The 26,595-nt window shown below is 31.0% G+C and carries 28 protein-coding genes, 10 tRNA genes and 1 riboswitch; of the genes, 11 read left to right on the top strand and 27 right to left on the bottom strand.

Annotation, left to right across the window (positions count from 1 at the left end):
* Window positions 1-32: 32 nt before the first annotated feature.
* Window positions 33-149: riboswitch (SAM riboswitch) on the bottom strand.
* Window positions 150-248: 99 nt separating this feature from the next.
* From JK634_RS01815 to JK634_RS01790, 6 genes are all read right to left on the bottom strand, one after another.
* Complete coding sequence (locus JK634_RS01815; protein ID WP_202765919.1) at window positions 249-890, bottom strand: lactate utilization protein; 642 nt, start codon at window positions 888-890, stop codon at window positions 249-251.
* Between the two features lie 98 nt (window positions 891-988).
* On the bottom strand, window positions 989-1,492 hold the full coding sequence (locus tag JK634_RS01810; protein WP_202765918.1) for an SEC-C metal-binding domain-containing protein: 504 nt from the start codon (window positions 1,490-1,492) through the stop codon (window positions 989-991).
* A gap of 114 nt (window positions 1,493-1,606) precedes the next feature.
* Window positions 1,607-1,765, bottom strand: a complete 159-nt coding sequence (locus JK634_RS01805) for a CxxH/CxxC protein (RefSeq protein WP_202765917.1) — start codon at window positions 1,763-1,765, stop codon at window positions 1,607-1,609.
* A 16-nt stretch (window positions 1,766-1,781) separates the two neighbouring features.
* A complete protein-coding gene (locus tag JK634_RS01800) occupies window positions 1,782-2,573 on the bottom strand; it encodes an MBL fold metallo-hydrolase (RefSeq protein ID WP_202765916.1) in 792 nt (263 codons plus the stop codon).
* 17 nt (window positions 2,574-2,590) lie between these two features.
* A complete protein-coding gene (locus JK634_RS01795) occupies window positions 2,591-3,853 on the bottom strand; it encodes a UDP-N-acetylglucosamine 1-carboxyvinyltransferase (RefSeq protein WP_202765915.1) in 1,263 nt (420 codons plus the stop codon).
* A 346-nt stretch (window positions 3,854-4,199) separates the two neighbouring features.
* Window positions 4,200-4,361 carry a DUF1540 domain-containing protein gene (locus tag JK634_RS01790; RefSeq protein WP_202765914.1) on the bottom strand — a complete coding sequence of 54 codons (162 nt, stop codon included), beginning with the start codon at window positions 4,359-4,361 and terminating at the stop codon, window positions 4,200-4,202.
* 130 nt (window positions 4,362-4,491) lie between these two features.
* Here JK634_RS01790 and JK634_RS01785 point away from each other — a divergent pair, with 130 nt between their 5' ends.
* The 5 genes from JK634_RS01785 to JK634_RS01765 all read left to right on the top strand — a co-directional run bounded on the left by JK634_RS01785 (window position 4,492) and on the right by JK634_RS01765 (window position 8,288).
* A complete protein-coding gene (locus JK634_RS01785; protein WP_202765913.1) occupies window positions 4,492-5,040 on the top strand; it encodes a 2'-5' RNA ligase family protein in 549 nt (182 codons plus the stop codon).
* 136 nt (window positions 5,041-5,176) lie between these two features.
* A complete protein-coding gene (locus JK634_RS01780; protein WP_202765912.1) occupies window positions 5,177-5,653 on the top strand; it encodes a dUTP diphosphatase in 477 nt (158 codons plus the stop codon).
* A 113-nt stretch (window positions 5,654-5,766) separates the two neighbouring features.
* The gene (locus JK634_RS01775) at window positions 5,767-6,195 is read left to right on the top strand and encodes a DMT family transporter (RefSeq protein ID WP_202765911.1); all 429 of its coding nucleotides are present in this window, start codon (window positions 5,767-5,769) and stop codon (window positions 6,193-6,195) included.
* Window positions 6,196-6,204: 9 nt separating this feature from the next.
* Window positions 6,205-7,020 carry an MBL fold metallo-hydrolase gene (locus JK634_RS01770; protein ID WP_202765910.1) on the top strand — a complete coding sequence of 272 codons (816 nt, stop codon included), beginning with the start codon at window positions 6,205-6,207 and terminating at the stop codon, window positions 7,018-7,020.
* A gap of 74 nt (window positions 7,021-7,094) precedes the next feature.
* Window positions 7,095-8,288, top strand: coding sequence for a S8 family serine peptidase (locus JK634_RS01765; protein WP_202765909.1), 1,194 nt, complete (start codon window positions 7,095-7,097; stop codon window positions 8,286-8,288).
* A gap of 59 nt (window positions 8,289-8,347) precedes the next feature.
* On the opposite strand, the gene JK634_RS01760 is transcribed toward JK634_RS01765, so the two are convergent.
* Entirely contained in the window at window positions 8,348-9,598 is a 1,251-nt protein-coding gene (locus JK634_RS01760) for a peptidoglycan DD-metalloendopeptidase family protein (protein WP_202765908.1), read from the bottom strand.
* 221 nt (window positions 9,599-9,819) lie between these two features.
* Here JK634_RS01760 and JK634_RS01755 point away from each other — a divergent pair, with 221 nt between their 5' ends.
* Together JK634_RS01755 and JK634_RS01750 are read left to right on the top strand one after the other, a co-directional pair.
* Window positions 9,820-10,815, top strand: a complete 996-nt coding sequence (locus tag JK634_RS01755; protein WP_202765907.1) for a DnaD domain protein — start codon at window positions 9,820-9,822, stop codon at window positions 10,813-10,815.
* Window positions 10,808-11,797 carry an ATP-binding protein gene (locus JK634_RS01750; protein ID WP_202765906.1) on the top strand — a complete coding sequence of 330 codons (990 nt, stop codon included), beginning with the start codon at window positions 10,808-10,810 and terminating at the stop codon, window positions 11,795-11,797. Before JK634_RS01755 ends, JK634_RS01750 begins: the two co-directional genes overlap by 8 nt.
* A 91-nt stretch (window positions 11,798-11,888) precedes the next feature.
* Here the strand turns inward: JK634_RS01750 and JK634_RS01745 are convergent.
* From JK634_RS01745 to JK634_RS01690, 12 genes are all read right to left on the bottom strand, one after another.
* A tRNA-Asp gene (locus JK634_RS01745) sits at window positions 11,889-11,965 on the bottom strand.
* 14 nt (window positions 11,966-11,979) lie between these two features.
* Window positions 11,980-12,055, bottom strand: a tRNA-Val gene (locus JK634_RS01740).
* A gap of 22 nt (window positions 12,056-12,077) precedes the next feature.
* Window positions 12,078-12,152: transfer RNA gene (locus JK634_RS01735), tRNA-Glu, on the bottom strand.
* 9 nt (window positions 12,153-12,161) lie between these two features.
* Window positions 12,162-12,236: transfer RNA gene (locus JK634_RS01730), tRNA-Thr, on the bottom strand.
* A 28-nt stretch (window positions 12,237-12,264) separates the two neighbouring features.
* Window positions 12,265-12,341, bottom strand: a tRNA-Asp gene (locus tag JK634_RS01725).
* Between the two features lie 12 nt (window positions 12,342-12,353).
* Window positions 12,354-12,429, bottom strand: a tRNA-Val gene (locus JK634_RS01720).
* Window positions 12,430-12,452: 23 nt separating this feature from the next.
* Window positions 12,453-12,527: transfer RNA gene (locus JK634_RS01715), tRNA-Glu, on the bottom strand.
* 31 nt (window positions 12,528-12,558) lie between these two features.
* Window positions 12,559-12,635 (bottom strand) — tRNA-Asp (locus JK634_RS01710).
* Window positions 12,636-12,647: 12 nt separating this feature from the next.
* Window positions 12,648-12,723, bottom strand: a tRNA-Val gene (locus tag JK634_RS01705).
* A 23-nt stretch (window positions 12,724-12,746) separates the two neighbouring features.
* A tRNA-Glu gene (locus tag JK634_RS01700) sits at window positions 12,747-12,821 on the bottom strand.
* A 215-nt stretch (window positions 12,822-13,036) separates the two neighbouring features.
* Window positions 13,037-13,186 carry a hypothetical protein gene (locus JK634_RS01695; RefSeq protein WP_202765905.1) on the bottom strand — a complete coding sequence of 50 codons (150 nt, stop codon included), beginning with the start codon at window positions 13,184-13,186 and terminating at the stop codon, window positions 13,037-13,039.
* A gap of 17 nt (window positions 13,187-13,203) precedes the next feature.
* The gene (locus JK634_RS01690) at window positions 13,204-13,563 is read right to left on the bottom strand and encodes a CoA-binding protein (RefSeq protein ID WP_202765904.1); all 360 of its coding nucleotides are present in this window, start codon (window positions 13,561-13,563) and stop codon (window positions 13,204-13,206) included.
* A 161-nt stretch (window positions 13,564-13,724) separates the two neighbouring features.
* Here JK634_RS01690 and JK634_RS01685 point away from each other — a divergent pair, with 161 nt between their 5' ends.
* Window positions 13,725-14,984 (top strand): BaiN/RdsA family NAD(P)/FAD-dependent oxidoreductase, encoded by a 1,260-nt coding sequence (locus JK634_RS01685; RefSeq protein WP_202765903.1) that lies wholly within the window; start codon window positions 13,725-13,727, stop codon window positions 14,982-14,984.
* Window positions 14,985-15,002: 18 nt separating this feature from the next.
* Here JK634_RS01685 and JK634_RS01680 read toward each other — a convergent pair whose 3' ends face one another.
* On the bottom strand, window positions 15,003-15,752 hold the full coding sequence (locus JK634_RS01680; protein ID WP_202765902.1) for an acyl-[acyl-carrier-protein] thioesterase: 750 nt from the start codon (window positions 15,750-15,752) through the stop codon (window positions 15,003-15,005).
* A 131-nt stretch (window positions 15,753-15,883) separates the two neighbouring features.
* Window positions 15,884-16,066: a DUF1858 domain-containing protein gene (locus JK634_RS01675; protein WP_202765901.1), complete on the bottom strand. Its 183-nt coding sequence runs from the start codon at window positions 16,064-16,066 to the stop codon at window positions 15,884-15,886.
* A gap of 172 nt (window positions 16,067-16,238) precedes the next feature.
* Between JK634_RS01675 and JK634_RS01670 the strand changes: the two genes are divergently transcribed.
* Window positions 16,239-17,288 carry an AI-2E family transporter gene (locus tag JK634_RS01670; RefSeq protein WP_202765900.1) on the top strand — a complete coding sequence of 350 codons (1,050 nt, stop codon included), beginning with the start codon at window positions 16,239-16,241 and terminating at the stop codon, window positions 17,286-17,288.
* A gap of 36 nt (window positions 17,289-17,324) precedes the next feature.
* On the opposite strand, the gene JK634_RS01665 is transcribed toward JK634_RS01670, so the two are convergent.
* The gene (locus JK634_RS01665; protein WP_202765899.1) at window positions 17,325-18,605 is read right to left on the bottom strand and encodes an adenylosuccinate synthase; all 1,281 of its coding nucleotides are present in this window, start codon (window positions 18,603-18,605) and stop codon (window positions 17,325-17,327) included.
* A gap of 404 nt (window positions 18,606-19,009) precedes the next feature.
* Between JK634_RS01665 and JK634_RS01660 the strand changes: the two genes are divergently transcribed.
* On the top strand, window positions 19,010-20,182 hold the full coding sequence (locus JK634_RS01660; protein ID WP_202765898.1) for an NAD(P)-dependent malic enzyme: 1,173 nt from the start codon (window positions 19,010-19,012) through the stop codon (window positions 20,180-20,182).
* Window positions 20,183-20,242: 60 nt separating this feature from the next.
* On the opposite strand, the gene JK634_RS01655 is transcribed toward JK634_RS01660, so the two are convergent.
* Window positions 20,243-20,401, bottom strand: a complete 159-nt coding sequence (locus JK634_RS01655; RefSeq protein WP_202765897.1) for a hypothetical protein — start codon at window positions 20,399-20,401, stop codon at window positions 20,243-20,245.
* 437 nt (window positions 20,402-20,838) lie between these two features.
* Here JK634_RS01655 and JK634_RS01650 point away from each other — a divergent pair, with 437 nt between their 5' ends.
* Window positions 20,839-21,231: an alpha-crystallin domain-containing protein gene (locus tag JK634_RS01650; protein ID WP_202765896.1), complete on the top strand. Its 393-nt coding sequence runs from the start codon at window positions 20,839-20,841 to the stop codon at window positions 21,229-21,231.
* A 52-nt stretch (window positions 21,232-21,283) separates the two neighbouring features.
* Here JK634_RS01650 and mgtE read toward each other — a convergent pair whose 3' ends face one another.
* The 4 genes from mgtE to rplI all read right to left on the bottom strand — a co-directional run bounded on the left by mgtE (window position 21,284) and on the right by rplI (window position 26,595).
* Complete coding sequence (gene mgtE / locus JK634_RS01645) at window positions 21,284-22,627, bottom strand: magnesium transporter (protein WP_202765895.1); 1,344 nt, start codon at window positions 22,625-22,627, stop codon at window positions 21,284-21,286.
* 129 nt (window positions 22,628-22,756) lie between these two features.
* On the bottom strand, window positions 22,757-24,088 hold the full coding sequence (locus JK634_RS01640) for a replicative DNA helicase (RefSeq protein ID WP_202765894.1): 1,332 nt from the start codon (window positions 24,086-24,088) through the stop codon (window positions 22,757-22,759).
* A gap of 148 nt (window positions 24,089-24,236) precedes the next feature.
* Window positions 24,237-26,096, bottom strand: a complete 1,860-nt coding sequence (gene lonC / locus JK634_RS01635) for a Lon family ATP-dependent protease (RefSeq protein ID WP_202765992.1) — start codon at window positions 26,094-26,096, stop codon at window positions 24,237-24,239.
* A 52-nt stretch (window positions 26,097-26,148) separates the two neighbouring features.
* Window positions 26,149-26,595 carry a 50S ribosomal protein L9 gene (gene rplI / locus JK634_RS01630; protein WP_202765893.1) on the bottom strand — a complete coding sequence of 149 codons (447 nt, stop codon included), beginning with the start codon at window positions 26,593-26,595 and terminating at the stop codon, window positions 26,149-26,151.

Raw genomic sequence — 26,595 nt, 5'->3', positions numbered from 1 at the left:
CTGACATTGTGATAAACAGCAACAGAAATCTATTCTCATCTACCAGTTAATTAAAACTGCAGGAATTAGCACCAATACATAAGTTAAATGGAACCTACGCTGGTTGCTGGGCTTCATAGGGCCAGTCCCTCCACCTCTCGTGATAAGATTATAAAATTATTATTTAATTTATAAGTATTATATACACCTTTTGGTTTTTTTGTCAAACCTTTTTTAGAGATCCTAAAATATATATCTTAAATTCAATTCTAATATCCAAGCTCTTTATTAAGGAAAATTACGTGAATTCTATCCTTATTGCCTTGGCTTTTTATAACTGTATATTCTCTACATAATCTATCTGGAGATTTACAGTCCATGCAATAACCAACTCTAGCGCAAGGAGTCGCCTTATTAAGCCTTTTAGCATTCGCTGGAGCTGAAACTGCTCTATTTCTCTTTATTGCCTCATCTAAATCTTTAACTATTTTATTAAATCCAGCCACTATTATTACCTTATCCGGACCATATAATATTGCCGCTACCCTGTTACCATTCCCATCAACATTATATATTTCTCCACTTTCAGTTATTGCATTGGAACTAGCAAAATATGCATCACATAAAAATGATTGTCTAAATATATTTTTTATTTCTTCTCCACTTAAGCCTTCTTTATATCTATCTAAAAAATCATATCTACCACTTCTTAAGTGTTCTATTATTCCAGTTTCAAAAAGTGTCATTGACCCACCACAAGATACTTTTGAACCTTCTTTAACAAGTTCCTTAATTTTATCAATTAGCTCTTCCTTAGAATTTACAAGATATCCATTCATGTTGTTTTTATTTAATGCATCAATTACTCTCTCAATTTTTTTCTCTTTAACATAGCTTATACTACTATCCATAACTATCACCCTCCTAATGATATTATTATAACACCAAAACAAATCCAAAAAAAATAAGAAATCCCTTTAAGGATTCCTTATTTATAATTATCTTTATGTTATTTTCCCGCTCCACAACACTTCTTGTATTTCTTTCCGCTTCCGCATGGACAAGGATCATTTCTTCCAATTTTATTTTCATTTCTTACTGTTTTAGAATCTTTGTATTTTCTAGCTATTTCTTCTCTCTTTTCAACAGAGAAAATTCCATCCCATTGTGGTAACTCATACAAATATTCAGCCTTAGCATCTAACATATTAAAGTATAAGTTTTCAAAATCTATGTCAAAAGTTAATTCTTCTTCTGCAGTAATTTTTTCTAAATCAAATGGAGTCTTTAAACTATCATTAATACCATCTACAAATCCCATTACAAACTCATTAGATGCATTAAATTCTTTAGCTAAAGCTTCTATACTTAGTTTGGCAACTTCATTATGATTTGCTAGTAACTTTTTGTAAATTCTAGTTTCTATATCGCTATATTCTTCCCAAAAAGCTTCTTCTCCTCTTGTTTTAACATATTCTACAACCATGTCGGTCCATTGTTTGTAAAGACTCATTTTATCTTCTCCTCTTCTTTAATTATGTTTATTATACGGCTTTTATGAACTTAATTGTCTTCTACGACCAAAACCCTATGAAAAATTATACTAAAGCTTATATGTAATAGCAAGTTATCCCTGTTTTTCCAAGGAATAGCTGGCATCTTTTTTACAAAAACTACATACTCCTTCTTGAACCTTCTCCAAAATCGGAAATGTTTCTTTCTCTACAATGAATTCATCTAAAGCTTCATCTATATGTTCCTCACAAGCTAATATTTTATTATCCATATAGTTTTCTCTCCTTTTAGAATTCTATATAATTACTAGGTCTATGTCTTTCAGCAATTGCAACTCCAAGATCTACATTTACCTTAATATTGTTCTCATTAAGCACATTAATTACTGTTTGATATGCTAAATCAGGGTGATTGTTTGTATTACTTAAGTGACCTAAAAATAAATTCTTGAGTTTTCCATTAGAAAATAAATCTACTATCGCTTTGCCACAATCTTCATTTGATAAATGGCCTATTTCACTTAAAATTCTTCTTTTTAAAACATAGGGATATGGTCCATACTTTAACATCTCAATATCATGATTGCTTTCTAGTAGTATTACCTCAGAATCTCTTATATTATCCCTTATTTCCTCTGTAAATGTTCCAAAGTCAGTTGCCACACTAGCTTGCTTTCCTTTAGAAAAGAAGGTATATCCAACTGGTCCTGCTGCATCATGTGGAATATTAAATGACTTAACACTAATATCCTTTATTTCTACAGTAGTTCGCTTGTCCATTACTCTTATATTATGTTCTTTTATTTTTCCTAAACCAGACTCCATTGCACACCAAGTAGAATCATTTGCGTAGATTGGAATATCATATTTTCTAGATATTACTCCAACCCCTTTAATATGATCTGTGTGCTCATGGGTTATAAATATCCCATCTAATTCTTTTGGACTTTGCCCTATGGATTCAAGAGCTTCATCTATCTTTTTTCCTGGAAGACCTGCATCTACCAAGATTTTTGCATTTTCTGAACCAACGAAAATTGAGTTTCCGCTGCTCCCACTATACAGTGAACAAAAAATCATCTCTTGTTCCCCCAATTTTATTCAGTTTCTATTCTTGTTATTTGGGCTCCTAGTGCTTTAAATTTTTCTTCAATATGAGGATACCCTCTATCTATATGTTCTATACTTAATATTTCAGTTTTTCCTTCTGCTATTAATCCTGCAATAACCATAGCTGCTCCAGCTCTAAGGTCTGTTGCTTTAGTTATAGCTCCTGTTAATTTCTTAACTCCATCTATAATTGCAGTTCTTCCTTCAACCTTTATATTTGCTCCCATTTTCTTAAGCTCATCTATATGCTTATGTCTGCTTTCCCATATAGATTCTGTAATTATACTTCTTCCAGCTACTGAACTTAATAAAGTTGACATTGGTTGCTGAACATCTGTTGGGAATCCTGGGTATGGTGCAGTTTTTATATTTACACCTTTTAACGGTCCTTCTACATAAACTCTTACTGAATCGTCACCCTCTTCTACCTTAGCACCCATCTCAATAAGTTTTGCTGAAATAGACTCTAAGTGCTTAGGAATAACATTTTTTACCAATACATCTCCTTCTGTAGCAACAGCTGCAATCATAAATGTACCAGCTTCAATTTGGTCCGGAATAACACTATAGTTACATCCCTTAAGTGAGTCTACCCCCTTAATTCTTATAACATCTGTTCCCGCACCCTTAACATCTGCTCCCATAGAATTCAGGAAATTCGCCACATCAACAACATGTGGTTCCTTAGCAACATTTTCAAGCACAGTAGTTCCCTCTGCTAATGTTGCTGCTATCATAACATTAATAGTAGCTCCAACGCTTACAACATCAAAAAATATATTGGCTCCTTTTAAATTTTCCGCTTTTACTCTAACTGCTCCATGTTCTATAGTTACGTCAGCACCTAATGCTTCAAATCCTTTTATATGTTGGTCAATAGGTCTTACTCCTATAGGGCATCCCCCTGGAAGGTCAACTTTTGCTTCTTTAAATCTTGCTAAAAGCGCACCAATAAAATAGTAAGAAGCTCTCATTCTCCTCACATCTTCTGTGCATGCATCTACGCTTGCAATTGTTGTTGCATCTATTTCTAATGTATTTCTATCAATTTTATTTACAGAACAACCTAATCCCTTAAGTATTCTTTCTAAACAATGTACGTCCTCTATGTCAGGTATATTATCGATTAAACATTTATTTTCACTAGCTAAAATGGCAGCTGGTAGAATGGCAACCGCAGCATTTTTGGCACCATTAATCTCAACTTCTCCTCTTAAGGATCTGCCTCCCTCTATAACTAATCTTTCCATTTATATTCACCCTTACTAAATTATTTATAATATAATTTTAAAGTTCCCAAATTCAAAATAATTATCCATTTTTTCCATCAATTTCATATATTTAAGTAATTATTAATTATTTAGTGCTTATTTAAATATATCCATTAGTTTTCATTATAACATAAACAGAGAATATTTAAATAATTTTTTAGTGGTTTTTTTTAGTAATTTGTTGGGTTTAAGAACATTTTAGCAATATTTAATTTTTACGGAGGATATTTAATTAATATTATTAAAAACAAATTAATTTTATTAATGAGTTTTCATAACTATTCTAAAAAGTAAAAAATCGAACCGCTAGGTTCGATTTTAATTATTAATAATTAGCTTCAAAGCTTCCACAATCAGTACATTCTGTTGTAGTAGCCTTCATTTCATGTTTTACTACTTGTATTTGATTTAAAGTGCAATAATCATCATCTTTACAATGATATTTACATTCTTCTACTGTACACCCAATGCTTTCATTATGATCCATTAGTTAATCCCTCCTTTCACTCAAAACTAGTATTGTTCTTAAGAATTTTTTTTATACTAGTTTTACTTTGTAAAAATGTGATATAATCTATAGAAATGATGAAATTATTTACAATGAGTGAGGGTATAGAATGAGGTATTATCTAGTAGCATTATTTGATGATGAGTCATATAAACAAATTGAACCTATCCAAAAGAGTATTTCTAAAAAGCATAGGTTATACAAAAATCTTCCTACGCTTCATATAACTTTGGAAATTATTGAAGACCCAAATATTGAAAAGTTAGATGCAGTTTTAACAAAAATTATAAATCCATATAAGAGATTTAAGGTAGAACTTAAGGATATAATTTGTTTTAATGAACCTCATAAGTCTGTTAATCTTAAGGTGGAGAAAAAAGGATATATAAGTAGATTATCTAGAAACATAAATGATACACTAAAACTCCATGGTTTTAATGTTAGAGATAATATTGAATATTGGGATCTTCACGTATCATTAGCAAATTCAAACTTCGCTCAAAGAGAATGGAAAAAGAATGAGTATGAATTAGCTTGTAGTACTGCAAAGACTCAAGGATTCTACGATATGGCTAAAATTGATAGAATTGAATTATGGAAGCCAGTAAATAATAAGAAAGAAATGGTTATAAAATCTTACAGGTTGAAGACTTATTAATATAAGTTTTGATAAATTTAAAAAAAATTTTTCTGAAAATTCCGTGTATTCGTTTTCCCCTTCTTTTCAATATTGAAAAGATTATGTACAATATAGAAAGCAGGTTTTGCTAAGTTGAAACGGGGGAGTAAATATTATGAATTTACAAAAGTTTTTTAATGCACAAGAAGAAGCAAACAATAAGTTAATAATAAATGAAAAGCTTAGTGATTATCAATTAACAGCTAGAAGATTCTTAGCTCTTCATACAAAAATCAGCGAATTAGCAAATGAAACTAAATGCTTTAAGTTTTGGAAAGATTCTCAAGAAGAACTTATATCAAGAGAAAATGTTATGGTTAAATACATTAAATGTTTAAGTTGTATATTAAACATCGGTTTAGATAAAAAATATTCCGACTTAGTAGATATAGAAATTAGACCTAATGACTATTGTTTAAGTGATCAGTTTTTAAATATTCTTATAGATCTTAACGACTTAATAATTTCTCCCTCACAAGATCATTATAAAACACTCATTGAGGATTTTGTAAGCATCGGCATAAGTTTAGGCTATTCAGAAAAGATTATAGAAGATATGTTTTTTTCAGATATTTACAGCCTATCAAGATAGAATATACATATAACTTAATAAACGATTGATGGCTAAGGAATATAAAAAGTTTTCCTTAGCTTTTTATATTTAGAGATTTTTTGTGGAATAATACCCTTGAGGTGATAAATCATATGGGAATAATTTTTTCTATAATTGCTGGTCTTGCAATGTCATTACAAGGAGTATTTAATACAAGGTTAAGTGAAAAAGTTGGTACTTGGGAAACAAATGCTTTTGTTCAAGGATCTGCCTTTATTGTTACACTTATAATTACTTGGTTTTTCGGCAAAGGTGATTTCAAGCAATTGTTAAGTGCTAAAAAGTTATATCTACTTGGCGGAGTTTTAGGAGTAATTATTATTTTCACTGTAATGTATGGTATAAAAGATCTTGGAGCTACCTATGCTATAGGAATTATTCTAGTAGCTCAACTTACAGCTGCAGGTCTTATAGATGCTTTTGGAGTTTTTGATTCAACAAAAATAACCTTTGGTATAAATGAGATCATTGGCGTTGTTCTGATGATTATTGGAATAATAGTTTTTAAATGGAGGTTCTAAAAGTACGAAATGAAGGTATTATCAAATATTAAGTTCTTAACTACACTAACAATAAATAACATAAAAACTTACGGTAAACCCGCAGGTGTAGAGTTTAATGACCCAATTGAGAACAATTCTGTTTACTGGTATGGCCATGCTACGACAATAATAAATCTCGAGGGAAAGCTGATACTTACAGACCCTGTTATTACTAATAATTTAGGATATTTTAAAAGGCAAGTTAAGATTCCAATGAACCTAAGAACTCTAAAATTTGATTATATTCTTTTATCCCATGGTCATTCTGACCACATACATTTCTCTTCATTAATGCAAATTAACAAAGATGCTAAAGTTATAGCCCCAAAGGGATATAAGAGATTCCTAACCCTTTTGGGCTTTAAAAATGTTTTTATATTAAATCACGGTAAGGTCTATGATGATGGCATAATAAAGGTTAAGTCCATAGAAGCAAAACATGACGGAAGAAGATATTATTTAGGAAAACCAACTGAAAGTCATTCATTTTTAATTAGAGGAAAATATAAAAGTGTGTTTTTTGCTGGTGATACTGCATATACAGAAAATTTTAAAGGTATCAGTTGTGATATTGCTCTAATGCCCGTAGGATGTTATAAACCAGATAAGTTTTTAGCGATGCATTGTTCCCCATTAGAAAGTTACAAGATGTTTGAAATGATGGATTGTCCAATCATGCTTCCAATTCATTATAAGACCTTTATTTTATCTCTTGAAGACTTTAATGAAACTTTTACTTCATTAACTTCTATTGAAGATGAAAAAGTAGCTATTGCAAAAATAGGTCAAGTAGTTAAATTCTAGCTCATTATTTATTATAGTGTCTAAATTAATATCATATATATATAATATAGAGAATTAATTTTTAGGAGTTAACTATGCTTTCCTCAAAAACCAAATTAGATTTTTATCTCAAGAAAATAATTTCACTTAATTTATATAAAAAATTCAGAGTAATTATAAAGTGTAAAAGCTTCCTTAAGGATATTGAACGGAAAGTTGTATCTTATAATGGTACACATATTGGATCCTTCCCTGAATTAAACTTAATTTTTGCAGAGGTAAATAAGAGAGCCTTAGAAAGATTATCTGAGTTTCCACAAATTGAAGTTATTTTTCTTGATGAATTCTGCCACTTATGCGGGGGACTTTCCACTATAAGTGCTAATAGAGTACCTTCAAGCACTAAGTATATGTTAACAGGTAGGGGGGTCTCCATAGGAATAATAGACTCTGGTGTATACCCTCATGAAGATTTAGTTGTTCCTTCAAATAGAATTGCTGGTTTTTATGATTTTATTAATAAATATAGTTATCCTTATGATGATAATGGTCATGGGACAATGGTCGCCGGAATAATTTCTGGAAGTGGTCATTGCTCTAGAAGTTCTTTTAGAGGAATTGCCCCTGAATCTTCTATTTATTCCTATAAAGCTTTCGATTTAACTGGCAAAGGCTATATCTCAAACATATTTTTATCTATAAATTCTATTATATCTACGAATGAAATAACAAAAACTAAACTAGTTTGTTTACCGTTCGAATACTTAGGAAATAGTGCTTATATTCTTGATCTTTTCTCTGATGCTTTTAAGCTGCTAATTAATAACAATATTGTTCCTATAGTTCCTTCTGGTAGCATGAAAAATGACTCCTTATCAATTACAGGAATAGCTATGTTAAAAAATTGTATAACTGTAGGGGGTTTAGATACTACTAATGAGCCTAAGCCATATGAATATTCCTCATGTGGTTTTTCAGGCAACATTCAAAAACCAGATTTGTCTGCTGCCGCTAAAAATATAGTTTCTTTAAATACTCATAAATATTATATTCCAGAAAGAAATGGTGTTAAGATATATGCACCTAAATTAAATAAATCTTATGAAACATTTAGTGGTACTTCATGCTCTTGCGCCTATATAACTGGCTTGTGCGCACTTATTTTTGAGAATAACCCAAGCTTAGGCTTTAAGGATTTAGTTTCAATATTAAAATTATCCTGTGAATCTATAGATTATGATAAAAACTTATATGGTGAAGGTTATGTAAATTTATCAAAACTATTCTAATAAATTTACTTAAGAAAAAGAGAGCTTTACATTTATAAATTAAAAAAGCTCTCTTTTTTCTATTTAACGTATTTAATTGGATTTATAGCCTCCCCATTTACTCTTAATTCAAAATGTAAGTGTGGACCAGTACTTCTTCCTGTTGTCCCTATCCTTCCTATAAGTTCACCCTTTTTTATCTTTTCTCCAGCGCTCACAAGAATTTTACTACAGTGTCCATAAACTGTTTCTACACCTTTCCCATGGTCTATCACTATCATATTTCCGTATATACTATTATATCCAGTATTAGCTACAGTTCCATCAAATGCAGCTTCAATGGGATCACCTGTATTTCCTGCTATATCTATCCCGTGATGTTTAGACCCCCACCTAGCTCCATAACTTGAAGTTATACCTCCTCTTGATGGAGGATCTAAAAATGCTACGCCACTAGAAATAGGATCTTTAGCTCCTTTATATATTATACTATCTGTTGCTTTTGTTATTACTTTTTCAGAAATTCTCTGCTCACTTATAACCGTACCATTTTCGTAGGTTAAATCTCTTAAAACTTCTTTTGTCCCAGCCTTACCTTGGACTGTATTGCTTTCTCCCCAATATAAATCTTTAGTTGAAACAATTTTAGTTGATGGCGGTATTTCTTCCTTAACAGTATTTTTTACAACTATATCTATTTTTATTAAGGGATTAGTTGATTTTTTATTTTCATTGTATATATTACTTGCAATAATTTCTATTGGCTCAATTTTTGATATATTTATTGTTTCATCTTCTAACTTTATATTTCCTGAAACGTCAACTTTCTTTATTTCATCTTTAGAAATCCCATTATCTTTTATATATGCACTAGCAAGCGCCTCAAATACTTGATTTTTTTCCTTATCAGATGAAACATATCCTATAGTTCTATCCCCTAAAATTAATTTTTTTGCTTTTACACTTCCCTGCAAACTTTTGAGTATATTTTCCTTAACTTCAATATCCTTTGATAATTGAAACTCTTTATTCCAAATATTTTTAAAAACCAAGGTGGTCTTATCTATATCTGCTTCTTCATATTTACTCTTTAAATAGCTCAATACTTCCTTATATTCTTTTTTTATTTCTTTTTTATTATTTGTATAAGTAATAAATCTATCATTTATATAAACTTCATAATATCTTCTTTCATCATATATTCTATTTGAATATGTAATAAGCAACAAACATAATGCCGTTAGAACTATTATCTTTTTATCATTAATTATTTTTTCACAGAATGTCTCTATATTAACTTTTCTTGATAACTTTCTCAGGCTACACTTCATTGTTAATCCTCTTTAAAACTTTATTTTTTTAAACACAAATATTACTGTTCCCAAAATTTAAAATACTATACCACCTATTATTTTAATGTTAACTTAGTATAATAAATTGAAAATTGTATTAAGTATCTCTGTTTGTTATAATATCCTTACACTTAGAAATAATTATATTTTATATACTAGATTATCTAAGTATATAAATTTTAGTGAAAGGTAGATAGCCTATGAGTACATTTATGTTAAAAAACTCACCTGTTTCTTTCACTCCAGTAAATAATATATTTATTGAAAAATATATGCCTAAAGCACGCGGAGAGTTTGTTAAGGTATATATTTTAATGCTTAAATATATTCTGTCTGGAGAATTAGGTGTTAGTTCCTCAATTATTGCTACAAAGCTTAACCTTTTAGAATCTGATGTGATGAATGCCTTATATTATTGGCAGGAAGAAGGTCTACTAAAGCTTATACCAATAGATAAAATGAATAACTTCAATTTAGAATTTACTAGTTTTGCAGAAGAAAATGAAGAAACTTCTAATAGTATAAGTCTTCTAGATGCACTAAATACTGATTCTACTAAGGATATGTTAAAAGATATCGAAAAACTTATTGCAAGACCCTTATCCCCTAAAGAAATGACTTCTTATTTAAGTTGGCAAAAAGATTTTGGCTTTACTTCAGAGTTAATATTATTATTAATTGAATATTGCGTTTCAAAAGGAAAAAGAGACGCCCGCTACATAGAAAAAGTTGCCTTAGCATGGAATGATAATAATATAAAGACTATAGAAGATGCTCAAAACTATATTAAAAAATCTGAAGATAAGTGGGTGAAAATAAAAAATATACTTTCTTATCTGGGAATTAAAAACTCTGAAATTATGAAACCTCAAGAGGAACTTTTAGATAAGTGGATTTCTAAATACAATTTCTCACTAGACATAATATATAAAGCATGTAATATATGCTTTGAGAGATTAAATCGTGCAGATTTTAAATATATTGATGGAATATTATCTAAATGGCATGCAGACAACTTAAAGACCCTTGACTCTATTGCCGAGAAAGAGGCTGCTTATAGATCTAAAAATACAAAAAACACATATCAACCTAAAGAAAAAGAAAAATCTAAGCTTAGATTCGATAACTTCGAGGGAAGAAATTATGATTATGATTCTTTAGAAAAAAAATTATTAGGATGGGATAATGATGATTAAAGGTTATAAAGCTGAAGTTTTAAGTCTTTATGAACAAATAAGAGAAAATGAAACAAAAGCGTTAAAAGCTAGAAAACAAGAAATAGAACGACTTTATCCTGAAATAACTGAATTAGATCAGGAAATAGGAAAACAATCTTTGCACTTATCAAGAAGCATATTGAAAGCTGGTAATAATTCTGAAGCTTTAGTTTTTGAAATTAAAAATAAAATTATGGATCTAAGGGCAAGGAAATACGAATTATTAGTTTCTAAAGGATATCCCCAAGACTACTTAAATATTCATTATCACTGTAACATTTGTAAAGATACTGGTTATGTAGGCGTAAATCCATGTTCATGTTATAATGCAAAGTTAGTTCAAGTGTATTATAAAAATTCTCAATTAGCTGAAGCTGTAAAGAAGAATAATTTTGATAATTGGGATATATCATTATATTCATCTCATAAAACAGATATGGAGAAATACTCTCCTAGAAAGAATATAGAAACTATTTATCAATATATCTTAAAAGAGTACATTCCAAATTTTAAAAACCATAATGAAAACTTATTATTCTTTGGTGGTCCTGGTACAGGAAAAACTTTTTTATCTGATTCTATAGCTAAAGATTTATTAGACAGTGGTTATTTAGTTCTCTATAGAACTTCTGATGAACTTATTAAGAATTTCAGAGAAATCAAATTTGATAACAATCGTGACTTAGAAGATCTTCTGATTAATTGTGATTTGCTTATTATAGATGATTTAGGTGCAGAACAGATAACTGAGTTTACCATAACTGAATTATTTAATCTTTTAAATGCTAAACTATTGAAAAATAAGAAGATGCTTATTTCAACAAATCTTTCTCTTATTGATTTAGCCAAGAGTTATACCGAAAGAATTAGTTCAAGGTTAATTGGAAACTTTAAATTATGTAAGTTTTATGGAGAAGATATAAGAGTTAAACTTAACTTAATAAAACCAAATAAAAGTTAGAGTCTTGCAATTCAAGGCTCTATTTTTTTGAATAAACTTTAAACTATTATAAAAAGCAAAAAAAGTCTTAGTAATACTAAGACTTTTTCTTTGGCGACTCAGAAGGGGCTCGAACCCTCGACCTCCGGCGTGACAGGCCGGCACTCTAACCAACTGAGCTACTGAGCCATATTAAGTTTAATTGGTGGGCACAACAGGGATCGAACCTGTGACCCCCTGCTTGTAAGGCAGGTGCTCTCCCAGCTGAGCTATGCGCCCATATAATAAATCTGAGATAAAATGGTGACTCCTAGGGGAATCGAACCCCTGTTACCACCGTGAAAGGGTGGTGTCTTAACCGCTTGACCAAGGAGCCATATTAAATTGGAGCTGGCAATAGGAATCGAACCTACAACCTGCTGATTACAAGTCAGCTGCTCTACCGTTGAGCCATGCCAGCAAATTTATTTTTCTTTTGTTAAATTAAATGGCGACTCAGAAGGGGCTCGAACCCTCGACCTCCGGCGTGACAGGCCGGCACTCTAACCAACTGAGCTACTGAGCCGTATTAAATTTATGGTGGGCACAACAGGGATCGAACCTGTGACCCCCTGCTTGTAAGGCAGGTGCTCTCCCAGCTGAGCTATGCGCCCATATAATAAATCATGGGATAAAATGGTGACTCCTAGGGGAATCGAACCCCTGTTACCACCGTGAAAGGGTGGTGTCTTAACCGCTTGACCAAGGAGCCATATTAAGTTTACTTTAGGTTGAGTTTTAAGTGGCGACTCAGAAGGGGCTCGAACCCTCGACCTCCGGCGTGACAGGCCGGCACTCTAACCAACTGAGCTACTGAGCCGTATTGATTTTATGGTGGGCACAACAGGGATCGAACCTGTAACCCCCTGCTTGTAAGGCAGGTGCTCTCCCAGCTGAGCTATGCGCCCATATAATAAATCATGGGATAAAATGGTGACTCCTAGGGGAATCGAACCCCTGTTACCACCGTGAAAGGGTGGTGTCTTAACCGCTTGACCAAGGAGCCATGAATAACAACAACCTTCTTAAGTGATTACTCTCGGAGCAACCCGACAAAGAATATAATACCGAAATTTAATAATAGTGTCAACACTTTTTTTATTTTTTTTAATAACCTACCTAATTTTACTCTTATTTATAGATTATTTAAGTTATATTTTACAAGAAAAGACCATCTTTTACAAGATAGTCTTTCAAATAATCACAACTATTTGTATTAACTTACCTATCTTTATGATTTTTAGAGTTTGCATGATGACCTATCTTTTCACCATCTATAATTCCAACATCTTCTCCACCTTTTGGAAACATTTTTCTAAGCTCTGCATTTGATTTTTCTCTGTCTCTAATTCTATTCTTATTGTCATCCATATATAGATCTCCTTTCACTACCCCAGAGCAATTAGTGCGCATCCTTCAATAGCTACTATGTCATTTTCTTTGCAGTAATCTAATATTGGTCTACTTTCTGCTCCTGGTTGAATTAAAATATATTTTATGTTTAAAGTTTTTGCTTCTTCAATAAATTTTATTCCGCTAATAGGATTTATACATAAGTCTATAACATCAATTTTATATGGAACTTCTTTTAGGGTTTTATAGATTCCTTCTCCTTTAGGATGTACTCCTTCAACATTAAAACCTCTTGATTTTAATTTTTTTAGTATTTTGGCGGCATATTTACTCTCATTTGTAACATCCCCCACTACAACCCAATTTTTAAAATTCAATAATTCAGTAGCGTTCATTTTCTCTACCTCCTTTTATTGCCTATAGATAAAATCTACTATATAAATCAATTATACACCTTTTTCTTTGTAGCTTCACTTTTCTCCCCTAGTTATATTATTTCAATAATGATACAATTTATTTATTCTAATTAATTAAAATGTTAAAAGGAGAGTTTGATATGATACATCATGAATTATTAATAGTTGGTGGTGGTGCTTCTGGTTTACTTGCAGCTATTTATGCAAAAGACTTAGGAATAGACGTTGCAATTATAGAAGCTGGAGATAGAGTTGGAAGAAAAATTTTGACAACTGGAAATGGACGTTGTAATATCTCTAACTCAACAATAATTTCTCCTTTCAAGGGATTTCACAGTTCAAATGAAAAATTTTCTACAGCTGCATTAGAAGACTTTTCTGTGAATGAGACTATAGATTATTTTTCTTTTTTAGGCCTTCCTATAGTAGAACTAGAAAACGGAAAGCTATACCCAAAATCTTTGCAAGCCTCTTCAGTTGTTGATATTTTAAGACTTGCTTTAGAAGATCGTAGTATTCCTGTTTATAATTCTTGTAAGGTAAAATCTATCCACAAGAATAAAAGTTTTATTTTATCCACAAGTAATGAGGAATTCAGCTCTTTCTCCTGTGGAAAATTAATTCTAGCCTGTGGAGGAAAATCAGCTGAAAAAACTGGTTCTGATGGTTCTGGGTATTCCTTATCTAGAGATCTTGGTCATAAAATAATTACCCCTTTACCTGGAATAGTTCAGCTTAAATTAGATTATCCTTATTTAAAAGCCTTATCAGGAATTAAATTTGACGGCTTAGCTTCTATTGCAATAGATGGAGAAGTTCATAGAAAGGAATTAGGAGAGTTATTGTTTACTGACTATGGAATATCAGGTCCACCTATTCTACAGCTGTCTGCATTAGCTTCTAGAGCTATTTATGAAGGTAAAACTGTTGATATCTTAGTTGACATGAATCCTGAAGTTTCTCATGAAGATGTGGATAATTTTCTACAAGGTCATTTAAGTATTTTTTCACACAGAAAAGTTTCTGATGCACTTATAGGAATTGTTAACAAAAAACTAATTCCTACTTTACTTAAAGAAGCTTCTGTTGATAACTTTCATAAGCCGGCTTGGGAATTATCATGGCAGGAAAAATCCAAACTTATTTCTCTAATGAAGGAATGGAAATTTAAATGTATTGGAACAAATGGATTCAATAATGCACAGGTAACTATAGGTGGTGTAGATACTCGTGATGTTAATGAGGACTCCTTGGAGTCTAAATTAGTACCAGGATTATATTTTATAGGTGAGATTTTAGATGTTCATGGAGACTGTGGAGGATATAATCTTCAATGGGCTTGGAGTTCCTCTCATAAAGCAATAAACTCTATTCATAAAGTAAATAACCCTGAGGCATAATGCCTCAGGGTTATTTCACTATATCTTCTTCCATATACTTGTTAAGGATGTTATATCATTTCCTTCATCATCTTTAATTAAGTGTACAATTTTAATCTTATTTCCTTCTTGCTCTTCAGTCGCACACATAGTTCTTACCATATGTCCATAAGTAATTTCCTTTATAAATACTATGTTAATATCTTCTAATGAGTAGTTAGTAATTATTTCTTGAGGAACAACTTCTAACGCCCATTCAACATATCTGGTGTTATTAACATGTTTATTTGAATCTATATCGCTATATCTAACATAAAATTCTTTCGCGTATTGAGCCTCCTCAAGCTTATCAGGCTCGTTCATAGGAATAGCCTCATCTATATCACCATTACAACCATAAGCCTCATAAAGATCTTTTGGAATTCTAGATGGTCTCCTTCTATTAATGTCTATTAAAAAAAATAAACTCATACCCTCAGCTATTAAATTATCTTCCTCATCATATAAAAAATATTCTCTATATGCATAGAATTTTTTAAACCCTGTTGGAATAGTTTTTATCTTAATATTCTCACCAAAACCTGGATACCTGTATACTTTAAGATTATATTTATAAAACACCCAGGTTAAATTCTTCTCTAGTAATTTATCTACCCCGACTTCCAATCTTTCAGATTGCTGCATTCCTATATCACACAAAAAATCGAAGATAGAAGTTATTTTACATTTTAGTCCTACATCTAGATTGTAATAATTTATTGGATATATATATTCAAAACTCTTCCCCATCTCTTACCTCCACAATAAATACTTATACAATATATTCTATCACTTAATATATAAAACTCAAAAATTTAAAGGGTTGTAAAAGTCATTATTCATACTTTCTACAACCCTTTCCTACTCTTTTAAGTAAAAAATTATTTATTTAATGCAGTCATTAATTCTGTCAAATTTAATCCGTGTACGATAGCAGCTTCTTCTAATGTTTCTGATTGAGCTGATGGGCATCCAACACATCCCATACCAAAGCTCATTAATACTTCTGCCTTTTCAGGATTAGTTCTAACTACTTCTCCGATTGTCATTTCCTTTGTTATCATCCTTACCACCCTCGCTTAAATAGATTCGTTGCTGTTCCCAACAAAGAAATTATATTATTATGTTAAAACAAAGTCAAGTGTTTTAGTCGGATTTAATTCTGTTAAATTTTCAGAACATAATTTTCTCTTTTTGAGTAAAAATAACCATAATAAAAATGTTAAGGAGATTATTATGAAAAAGAAAAGTTTGCTATATAATTTACTAATATTAAATCTATTTTTAATCTTTATATTATTATTATCAAGAACGACTATTTTATTAACTTTTATAAAAAAAGCCTCTAAGGTAATTATATTACCTATTGTTATTGCTTTATTCCTATATTACCTTATAAATCCCTTAAAAAAATTATTCGTTAAAAAAGGACTCGCATTAAAATTATCAGTTTATTTATCAATAATAATTTCATCCTTACTTTTATACACCTTTTTCTTTATAATTATTTCGAATCTTGTTGAGCAAAAAGATTATTTTATTTATAGAGTTTCTTTATTAATTACTCAATATAAAGACGGAAGCTTCAATTATATTAAAGATCAACTTTCAAATTACGTTGATTTTAATTCTATTAAAGATTATTTTATGAGCCAAGGACAAAATTATATTTCTAGAATAATTTCTATACTAAGTGCTTTATTTGACTTCGGATGGAATCTTTTTTCTAATGTTATTTTAGTTTTATTAATCGTTTATCATCTATTAAATGGCGACACAAAATTTAAAAAGTACCTGTTATCTTTACCTTTTGTAAGAAAACATAAAAGAGCAAATTATATTATTGAAGAAGGGGATACTGTTCTCTCTAAATACATAACCGGGCAAGCAACTGTTGCTTTTTTTCTTGCTCTTTCAGTTTTTTTAGGTTATTTAGCTATAGGTTTTCCTGGGAAATTATTTTTATCACTACTAACCTTTATACTCGCCTTCATACCTTTTTTAGGATTTTTTATATCCATGATTATTCCATACATAATTGCTTTAACTATGGGGCTTCCAATGGTGATAAAACTTACACTGGTTTTTATGATAGCACAAACTATTAAAGGTAGATTTATTGTTCCTTTAGTTATGTCAAAGGCAATGAATATACACCCTCTTACTGATATATTCTTAGTAATAGCTGCAGCCACTATATTTGGAATCGCTGGTGCATTTCTTGTGGTCCCAGTATACTCTATACTTAAAATTGTTTGGAGCAGTCGTAATATTGAATTACAATAAAAAAAGAGGGTATACCCTCTTTTTTGTTATTAAAACTTATTTTACTCTTATAGTTTGATCTCTCTTTGGTCCAACTGATACTATATCAATTTTTACACCAGTAATTTCTTCTATTCTTCTTAGATATACCTTTGCATTTTCAGGTAGTTCATCATAGCTTCTTGCTTCTTCTATACTTTCATCCCAACCATCAAATTCTTCATAAACTGGCTCACATTTTGCTAAATCTTCAAGGGATGCTGGGAAATAATCTATTACCTTATCCTCAAATTTATATCCTACACACATCTTAATCTTATCTAGTCCTGCAAGAGTATCTATTTTAGTAACTACAAGAGATGTTAATCCACATACTCTAACAGTAGTTTTTAATATAACTAAATCTAACCATCCACATCTTCTAGATCTTCCAGTAGTAACGCCATATTCATGACCTTTTTGTCTTATCCATTCACCAGTCTCATTTTCTAATTCTGTTGGGAATGGCCCCTTACCTACTCTTGTAGTATATGCTTTTGCAATTCCTAAAGCATTTTGGATCATATTAGGTCCAATTCCTACTCCACTTGCAACTCCGCATGAAGTCGTATTTGATGAAGTAACATATGGATAAGTTCCATGGTCTATATCAAGAAGCATTCCTTGAGCTCCTTCAAAAAGAACATTCTTGTCTTTTTTAATTTCATCATATACTCTAACTGAAGTATCTTGAACGAATGGTCTTAATCTTTCAGCTAATTTTGAGTATAAATTATATATTTCATCAAATGATAATTCTTCTCCACCTAAAACTTTAGTAATATATGGGTTCTTAAGGTTTAAGTTTTCAGCTAATTTTTCTTTAAATACATCTTCGTGAAGAAGATCACATATTCTAATCCCGCTTCTCTCATATTTATCAGTATAGCATGGTCCAATACCCTTACCAGTTGTTCCTATATCATTCTTTCCTCTAGCCTTTTCCTTAAGTTTATCTAAAACTTTATGATATGGCATTATTAAATGCGCTCTATCACTAATTGCTAGCTTTTCTGGTGTTACCTTAACTCCTAAACCTTCTAAGTAATCTATTTCTTCAAATAATGCAACTGGATCAACAACAACTCCATTAGCAATTACATTTAATTTATCATCATATAATATTCCAGAAGGGATTAAATGAAGCTTATATTCTTTATCTCCAACGACTACTGTATGTCCTGCGTTGTTTCCACCTTGGAATCTAACTACTACATCTGCTTCTTCTGCAAGGTAATCTGTCATTTTACCTTTTCCTTCGTCTCCCCATTGAGCTCCTAATACAACAAATGCTGACATATTATTTCCTCCTCAAATATGCTAATTAAAATTAGCTTGTTATTAAATATTTTGAGTGTTTATTGCTTATAAATTCACTTATTTTTATTGGTGGATTTTTATAAGTAATTAAACTTTATCCCCTATACAATACTACCAAAGTAAGTTAATAAGGTCAATAAATTAGCGAATATTTATTTATAAAGTTTTTTAAAAATTCGTGTATTTTTCCATTATGTATCAAATATCTTTGAAATACTTAGCATAATCACCTTAATTTGCTTTCATTGTATTTTATAATTTTCGTATATTTGATTATAATTATAGATAAGTCATTCATAGGGTTCTTTATAGGAAACTTAATAGCTAATAGTTATTAGTTGAACTTAAAGCCCTATAACTAAAATTAATCGTGAGGTGTTTTAATGGATATATATCAAGAATCACTAAAATTCCATGAAAAGAAAAAAGGTAAGATAGAAGTAATTTCTAGAGTTGAAGTTAAAGATTCTATGGATTTAAGCTTAGCTTACACTCCAGGAGTTGCTGAACCTTGTAAAGAAATACATAAGGACCCTGAAAAAGCATATTTATATACTCGTAAATGGAACACAGTTGCAGTAATCTCAGATGGTACTGCTGTATTAGGATTAGGTGATATTGGACCATTAGCCTCTCTTCCTGTTATGGAAGGGAAAAGTGTTCTGTTTAAAGAATTTGGAGACGTAGATGCTTTTCCTATTGTTTTAGATACCAAGAACGTTGAAGAAATTGTTGAAACAGTTGTTAGAATATCTCCTTCCTTAGGAGGCATAAATCTTGAAGATATATCTGCTCCAAGATGTTTTGAAATAGAAAGCAAACTTAAAGAAAGACTCGATATTCCTGTTTTTCATGATGATCAGCACGGTACAGCTATTGTTGTGCTTTCAGGTATCATTAATGCATTAAAACTTGTAAATAAAGATATTGATAAAATAAAAGTAGTAGTAAATGGGGCTGGTTCTGCTGGAACTGCTATTGCTAAATTATTACTTTCTATGGGCGTTAAAGATATGATAGTTTGCGACAAAGTTGGGATTCTTTATGATGGTATAGAAGAAGTAGATGATGCAAAAAAAGCCTTAGCTAAAATTACTAATTCCTCAAAGATGAAAGGATCATTAGATGATGCCTTAGTAAATGCTGATGTATTTATTGGTGTTTCTGCACCAGGAATATTAAAACCTGAAATGGTAAAAAAGATGAATAAAGATTCTATTGTTTTTGCTATGGCAAATCCTGTTCCTGAAATTTTCCCTGAAGATGCTAAAAATGCAGGTGTAAAAGTAATTGGAACTGGTCGTTCTGATTTTCCAAACCAAGTAAACAATGTTTTAGCTTTTCCTGGAATATTTAGGGGTGCTTTAGATGTTAGAGCTAAGGAAATAAATGAAGAAATGAAAATAGCTGCAGCTTATGCTATTGCTAATTCAATTTCTAGTGAAGAATTAACTGAAGATTATATTATACCAAAATCTTTTAATAGAGATGTTCAAAATAAGGTGGCTGAAGCTGTAAGAAATGCAGCTATTAAAACTGGGGTTGCTAGAATATAGTCAAAAAGTCTTCAGAGTAAAAAAATAAAGCAATTAATTAATTGCTTTATTTTTTTATCTTTAATTTTTTTTCTTAGTTTTAAAAGAGCTTGGTTGTCGACCTGTATTTCCAGTAAAGTTAAATCCAGTAGTTGAGCTAGATGATTCATGAGTTTTATCCAATACCTTTTGATTTTCTGCAATTTGTCCTTGAGAATCTGGACTTTTGTTTTTTCCCATTTCTACCACTCCTTAAGTTATATTCTTTATTATTTTTTGCTCAATCAGATATTATATACTTATAGATAATTTCATAGACTGGATTAAAAATGGTAAAAAACCTAGGTCTGCCCATGACCTAGGTTTTTAGAACAAAAGTAAATATTAAGAGGAGTCTTACTTTGTTATATTAATGTGTGTTGCTAATGTAAAGTCAAGAATAATTGTTGGTTCCTTAACTATTGATAATGATTATCACTATCCTTGAGTTAAGTATATAATAGTTTTACTATACTGTCAACAAATTTTAATACATATTTTTATAATTTATTTTATATAGGATTGTTAATATTATTCTCTCTTCTTAAGTTTTATATACTGTCCCAAAAATCTAATAGTATAGGTTGGACTATTTTTACATAAAATATGTATAGAACTTTAGAAGGGAGGTTTTTATTATGAATCTACCTATTATAAAGTCTCCAATTTCATTAAACTCAAAAGAGTTTTTTGAATATATTTGGGATAAAACTTTTTTAGATAACAATAATATAATAAAGACAAATAATTCATTTTTCAAACCATGCATATTAGAACTAGATAATGAAATAATTATCTATGCTGATATTCCAGAGCTGTCAGAGGAAAACATAACCATAGGTTACGAACACTTTTTTTTAATTATAAGTATAAAAAATCTAAACATTACTAATACTGCTCTTAATATTGCTTCCTCTAATGCATCAAGTGAAGTAAGAAGAATTTTCTACATACCTAATATAGACATTGACACGCTTAGTCTAAATGTTGAAGATGGGGAATTAGCTTTAAGTATAAAAAAATGTATATAAACAAAAAGAGATATCAAAAGTAAACTTGATATCTCTTTAAAAAAACTTATTCTTAAGTTAATTTGCTTATGAATAATGTAGCTAATCCTAAAAAGAAAAAGAAACCACATACATCAGTAAAAGTTGTTACAAATACAGCAGATGCTAATGCTGGATCCACGCCTACTTTTTTAAGTACTACAGGTACTGCATACCCAACTATTGTTGCTAATGCCATGTTAAGTATCATTGCTGTACCAACTACTAATCCAAAAATGGGGTTACCTGACCATAGTATACCAAGCATACTTACTGCAACACCAATAGCTGCTCCATTTATTACTCCAGTTAATGCTTCTTTTAAAAATACTCTTCTAGCATTTTCACCTGTAAGTTCCCCTAATGCTATTCCCCTTACTATAAGAGTTAAGCTTTGAGTTCCTGCGTTTCCACCCATACCTGCCACAATAGGCATAAAGCTTGCCAATATTACTACTCTATCTATTGTTCCATTAAATATATTAACTGTTGCTCCTGCTAAGATTGCTGTAATTAAGTTAACGAATAACCAGGGTAATCTGCTCTTAACTGATTCTCTAGCTCTTCCATCTATTACTTCGCCTTCATTAAGTCCTCCAAGACGGTATATATCCTCGTTGTCCTCATCTCTAACAACTTCAATAATGTCATCTAGAGTTATTACTCCAAGCATATCTCCTTCATCTCCAACAACTGGCATTGCCTGGAATCCATATTTTTCAAATATTACTGCTACATCTTCCTGATCCATAAAAGCTGGAATACTCTTTACATTTTCATGCATTATATCCCTTATTATTATATCAAATGATGAAACAACAAGTTCTCTAAGGGATAATATTCCTCTTAAGCTTTCTTTTTCATCTAAAACATATAAATAGTATACTGTTTCAGCATCAATTCCAGCTGTTTGAAGATAAGTTAATGTCTCTGCTACTGTCATATTTTCTTTTATGGCAATAAATTCTGTTGCCATAAGTCCACCCGCTGTGTCCTCATTATAAGTTAGTAGCTCCTTGACCTCTTCTTGATCTTCCTTGTCTAGCGCTTCAAGTAATTTATTAGCCTTATCTGGTTCAACACTTAAAAGTAAGTCTGCTATTTCATCTGAACTCATCTCATTGACTATATTTCCTTGTTCAATATCAGTAAATAGATTAAGGAATTCTTCTTTCTCTTCCTCTTCCATTTCTTCTATTACATCTGCTAATAACCAATGTGGAAGTTTTTTAATTAAATAAGCCTTTTCTTCTTCTGACTCTCTAATTACATCTAAAATATCTGCTGGATGAATATCCTCAATAAGTTCCAAGAACTCATTTCCTGCTAAGTTCATAAGTCTTTCTTTTAATTCATTAGTGTTTAAGCTTTTGTTCATTTTAGCTACCTCCATTTTCAGGAGGAAGCATTATAGATTGCTATATATGAATCCTCCTGAATTAATATTTAGTTTTTTATTTAAATTCTTACTACTATACCCACTGGGATCCATATATCTCACCTCTTTCTATTCTTTATGTACTGAATCTAAATTTCCAAATTTACTGTATTGTCCAAGCCAAGCCAATTTTACTGTTCCTACTGGACCGTTTCTCTGCTTAGCTATGATACATTCTCCTACATTCTTTTCTTCTGTCTCTTTATTATAGTACTCATCTCTATATAAGAACATAACTAAATCGGCATCTTGTTCAATTGAACCTGATTCTCTTAAGTCTGAAAGCATAGGTCTATGGTCAGCTCTTTGTTCTGGCGCACGAGATAACTGTGATAGTGCTATAACAGGGCATTCCATTTCCTTAGCTAAGGCTTTAATACTTCTAGATATTTCTGAAACTTCTTGTTGTCTACTTTCCCCTGATCCTGACATAAGTTGCAAGTAGTCAATCATGATTAAATCTATTCCGTGCTCCATCTTAATTCTTCTGCACTTACTTCTCATTTCCATAACTGATAGACCTGCAGTGTCGTCAATATATATTCTTGCCTTTGATAACGGCCCTGCTGCTCTTGCAATATTATCCCAATCCTTATCCTCAAGATTACCTGTCCTTAACGCTAACATATCTACATTAGCCTCTGAACATAATAACTTATATGCAAGTTGTTCTTTAGACATTTCCAGTGAAAAGACCACAACACTTTTTCCTTCTCTTAAGGCAGCATGCTCAGTTATATTTAATGCAAAAGTTGTCTTTCCCATTGATGGTCTTGCTGCAATAAGCACCATATCGCCCTTTTGGAAACCCGAAGTTTTGGCATCTAAATCATTAAACCCGGAACCTACTCCTGTTATATCACCCTTATTATTGAACAATCTTTCAATCTGTTCAAAGCTTCTTTCTAATACATCACTAAGTGCTTCATACTCAGATGTGTTTCTCTTTTCTCCTATATCAAAGATTCTTTTCTCTGCTTTATCTAGAACCTTTTCTACTTCCCCTTGCTCATTATAACTGGATTCTATTATCTCTGTGGATGCTCTTATTAATCTTCTTAATGTTGATTTCTCAGAAACTATTTTTATGTAAGCCCCTAAGTTTGCAGTTGTTGGAACAGATCCACTTACTTCTGTAACGTAAGTAGCTCCCCCTGCATTTTCAAGTTTTCCTGTAGACTTCAGATACTCTAACAAGGTTATTAGATCTACTGCCATATCTCTTTGAAACATATCTACAATACTTCTAAATATAACCTTGTGGGAGTCTCTATAAAAATCCTCTTCTTTTAAAGCTTCTGCAGCTTGTGCAATAGCTGTTTTATCTATAATCATAGATCCTATTACTGATTGCTCCGCTTCAATACTTTGAGGCAAACTCTTCATAAGAGTATTTTCCATAAAAATCACCTCCTAAATTACTCTGTGAATATATATAATTATAATATTTTTTCTAATAATCAATACTTAATTTTTATTACGTTACTATTATACTAAAAAAAAGAGGCAATGCCTCTTTTTTTCTTAAAATTTTTAATAACTTTGCATATTAATTAAATAGGACTTCAATTGCTTCTTCAATTGATTCAATAGCTTTCACTTCTATATCCTTTAAACCTACTGGAATTTCTTTTTCATTGTCCTTAGGAACTAAAACAAGTTTTATTCCTTTTCTTCTAGCACCATATATTTTTTCAAAAATTCCACCTACTGGTTTTGCTTTTCCTCTTAATGATATTTCACCAGTCACAGCTACATCTTGTCTTAGTGGTTTTTCTTCTAATGCACTAATTATACTTAGTGTAATTGCAACCCCGGCTGAAGGACCATCTATATTTCCTCCACCAATAACATTAACATGAATATCATAGTCTTTAATATCTTTATTAGTTATTTTTCTAATTACTGAAGCAGCATTGAAAACTGAATCTTTTGCCATTGATCCTGCAGTCTCATTAAATCTTATTGTTCCAGCTCCTTTTTCTTTAGCCTCATATACTGACGCCTCAATTTCTAGAGTTGATCCTAAAAATCCTGATACTCCTAATCCGTAAATATGTCCAATTTCATATGCATTACCCTTGTCCACTCTTTCATATGGAATAAATCTTCCTATAGCAAGAACTTCTTCAACATCTTTCAATGTTATAGTTATTTTTTCTGGAAGATTGTCCTTTTTATTATAAAGAGCATATCCATAAGCATCTGCTAATATATTAACAGCTTTTCTACCTTCTATAGTATATCTGCTTATCAATTCTGGAATTTCCTCTTCTAATACTACACCTAACTTTTCTGCTGCATTTTCAATAATTTTCTCTATATCCTTTGCTCCTAGTGGTTCAAAATAAACCTCTGTACATCTTGATCTTAATGCAGGATTAATTTCACTTGGTTCTCTAGTAGTAGCTCCTATAAGTACAAAATCTGCTGGAGCACCATTATCAAAAAGATACTTAATATACTTAGGCGTATTTTCATCATCTGGATCATAGTATGATGATGAGAATTCAACTCTTTTATCTTCTAATACCTTTAATAATTTATTTTGAAGTATGTCATCCAACTCTCCTATTTCATCAATAAAGAGAACTCCACCATGTGCTTCAGTTACTAAACCTGGCTTTGGTTCAGGAACACCTATTTCAGCTAAATCTTTTTTGCTACCTTGATATATAGGATCATGTACTGAACCCAATAATGGGTTAGTTATTTCTCTAGGGTCCCATCTCAATGTGGTTCCATCTACCTCAACAAACTTAGATCCTTCATCAAATGGAGTAAAATTCATCTTCTTTGCAGCTTCCAATGCAATTCTTGCTGCTGTAGTTTTACCTACTCCCGGTGGTCCATAAAGAATTATGTGTTGTGGATATGGTGATGCCATCTTTGATAATAACGATTTTATGGCTCTTTCTTGACCAACAATTTCTGAAAAATCTGCTGGTCTAAGTAAGCTCATTATATTTTTATTTGCTTTTCTCGCATCTAAAACTTCTAACTTAGCATATTTTTTTAATGTCTTTGCATTTTCAGGACCCTTTTGTTTCCTTATAATGCCTAATCTCATTTCATCTATATACTTATCTTGTTTTTCTACTAAAACTTGCTCAACTTGTGATTCTATTCTATTTTGAATAAATCTTTTTGCTAATTCATCAGAAACCCAATTAAAAGTATCTTCCATTGCTTCATTTACATTTTCTGATGTTGGAACTACCTTCACACCTTTTCCATCAGATGCAATTTTATTTAATGCATAAACTCTTTCATATATTGATTCTGATTTAATCTGTTTTTGAAGTTTATACTTTACTGTTCTTGCTCTAATAGCTCCCTCATCTAAAACATTTTTTAATATATCAAATAATACATTAACTTGAGACTCTAAAGAAAGTTCATTGCTCATTAATTCTTCTAATACATTTGCTTGGTTTCTTGTCCTCAATATATAGTCCTCCTTAAGTTTCAGAGACAATAACAACCTTCATCTTAGCTGTTACTTCAGGGTACAACTTTAGTTCAATGTTATATACTCCTGCAAGCTTAATAGTATCCATAACTATCTTTTTCTTATCTATCTCAACTTTATATTGAGTCTTAATAAGTTCGGATACATCTTTGCTTGTTATTGCTCCAAATAATCTTCCTTGCTCACCTGTTTTTGCTTTTACAGTTATTTCTTTATCTTTAAGTTCAGCTGCTAACTTTTGAGCTGCTTCTATTTCAGCTAATTTCTTTTTTCTTTCATTTTCTTTTTTATTATTTAGGATATGTAGGTTATTATCATTAGCTTCTTGTGCTAATTTTCTAGGAAATAAAAAGTTCCTAGCATATCCATCTGACATCTCAACAACATCACCTTTTTTTCCAACCTTCTTTACATCTTCTAGTAATATTACTTTCAT

This window comes from Clostridium paridis, assembly GCF_016765615.1.
Classification (GTDB): Bacteria; Bacillota; Clostridia; order Clostridiales; family Clostridiaceae; genus Clostridium_T; species Clostridium_T paridis.
Note: the sequence above shows the minus strand (reverse complement) of the source record. Positions and strands in the feature narration are given on the sequence as shown.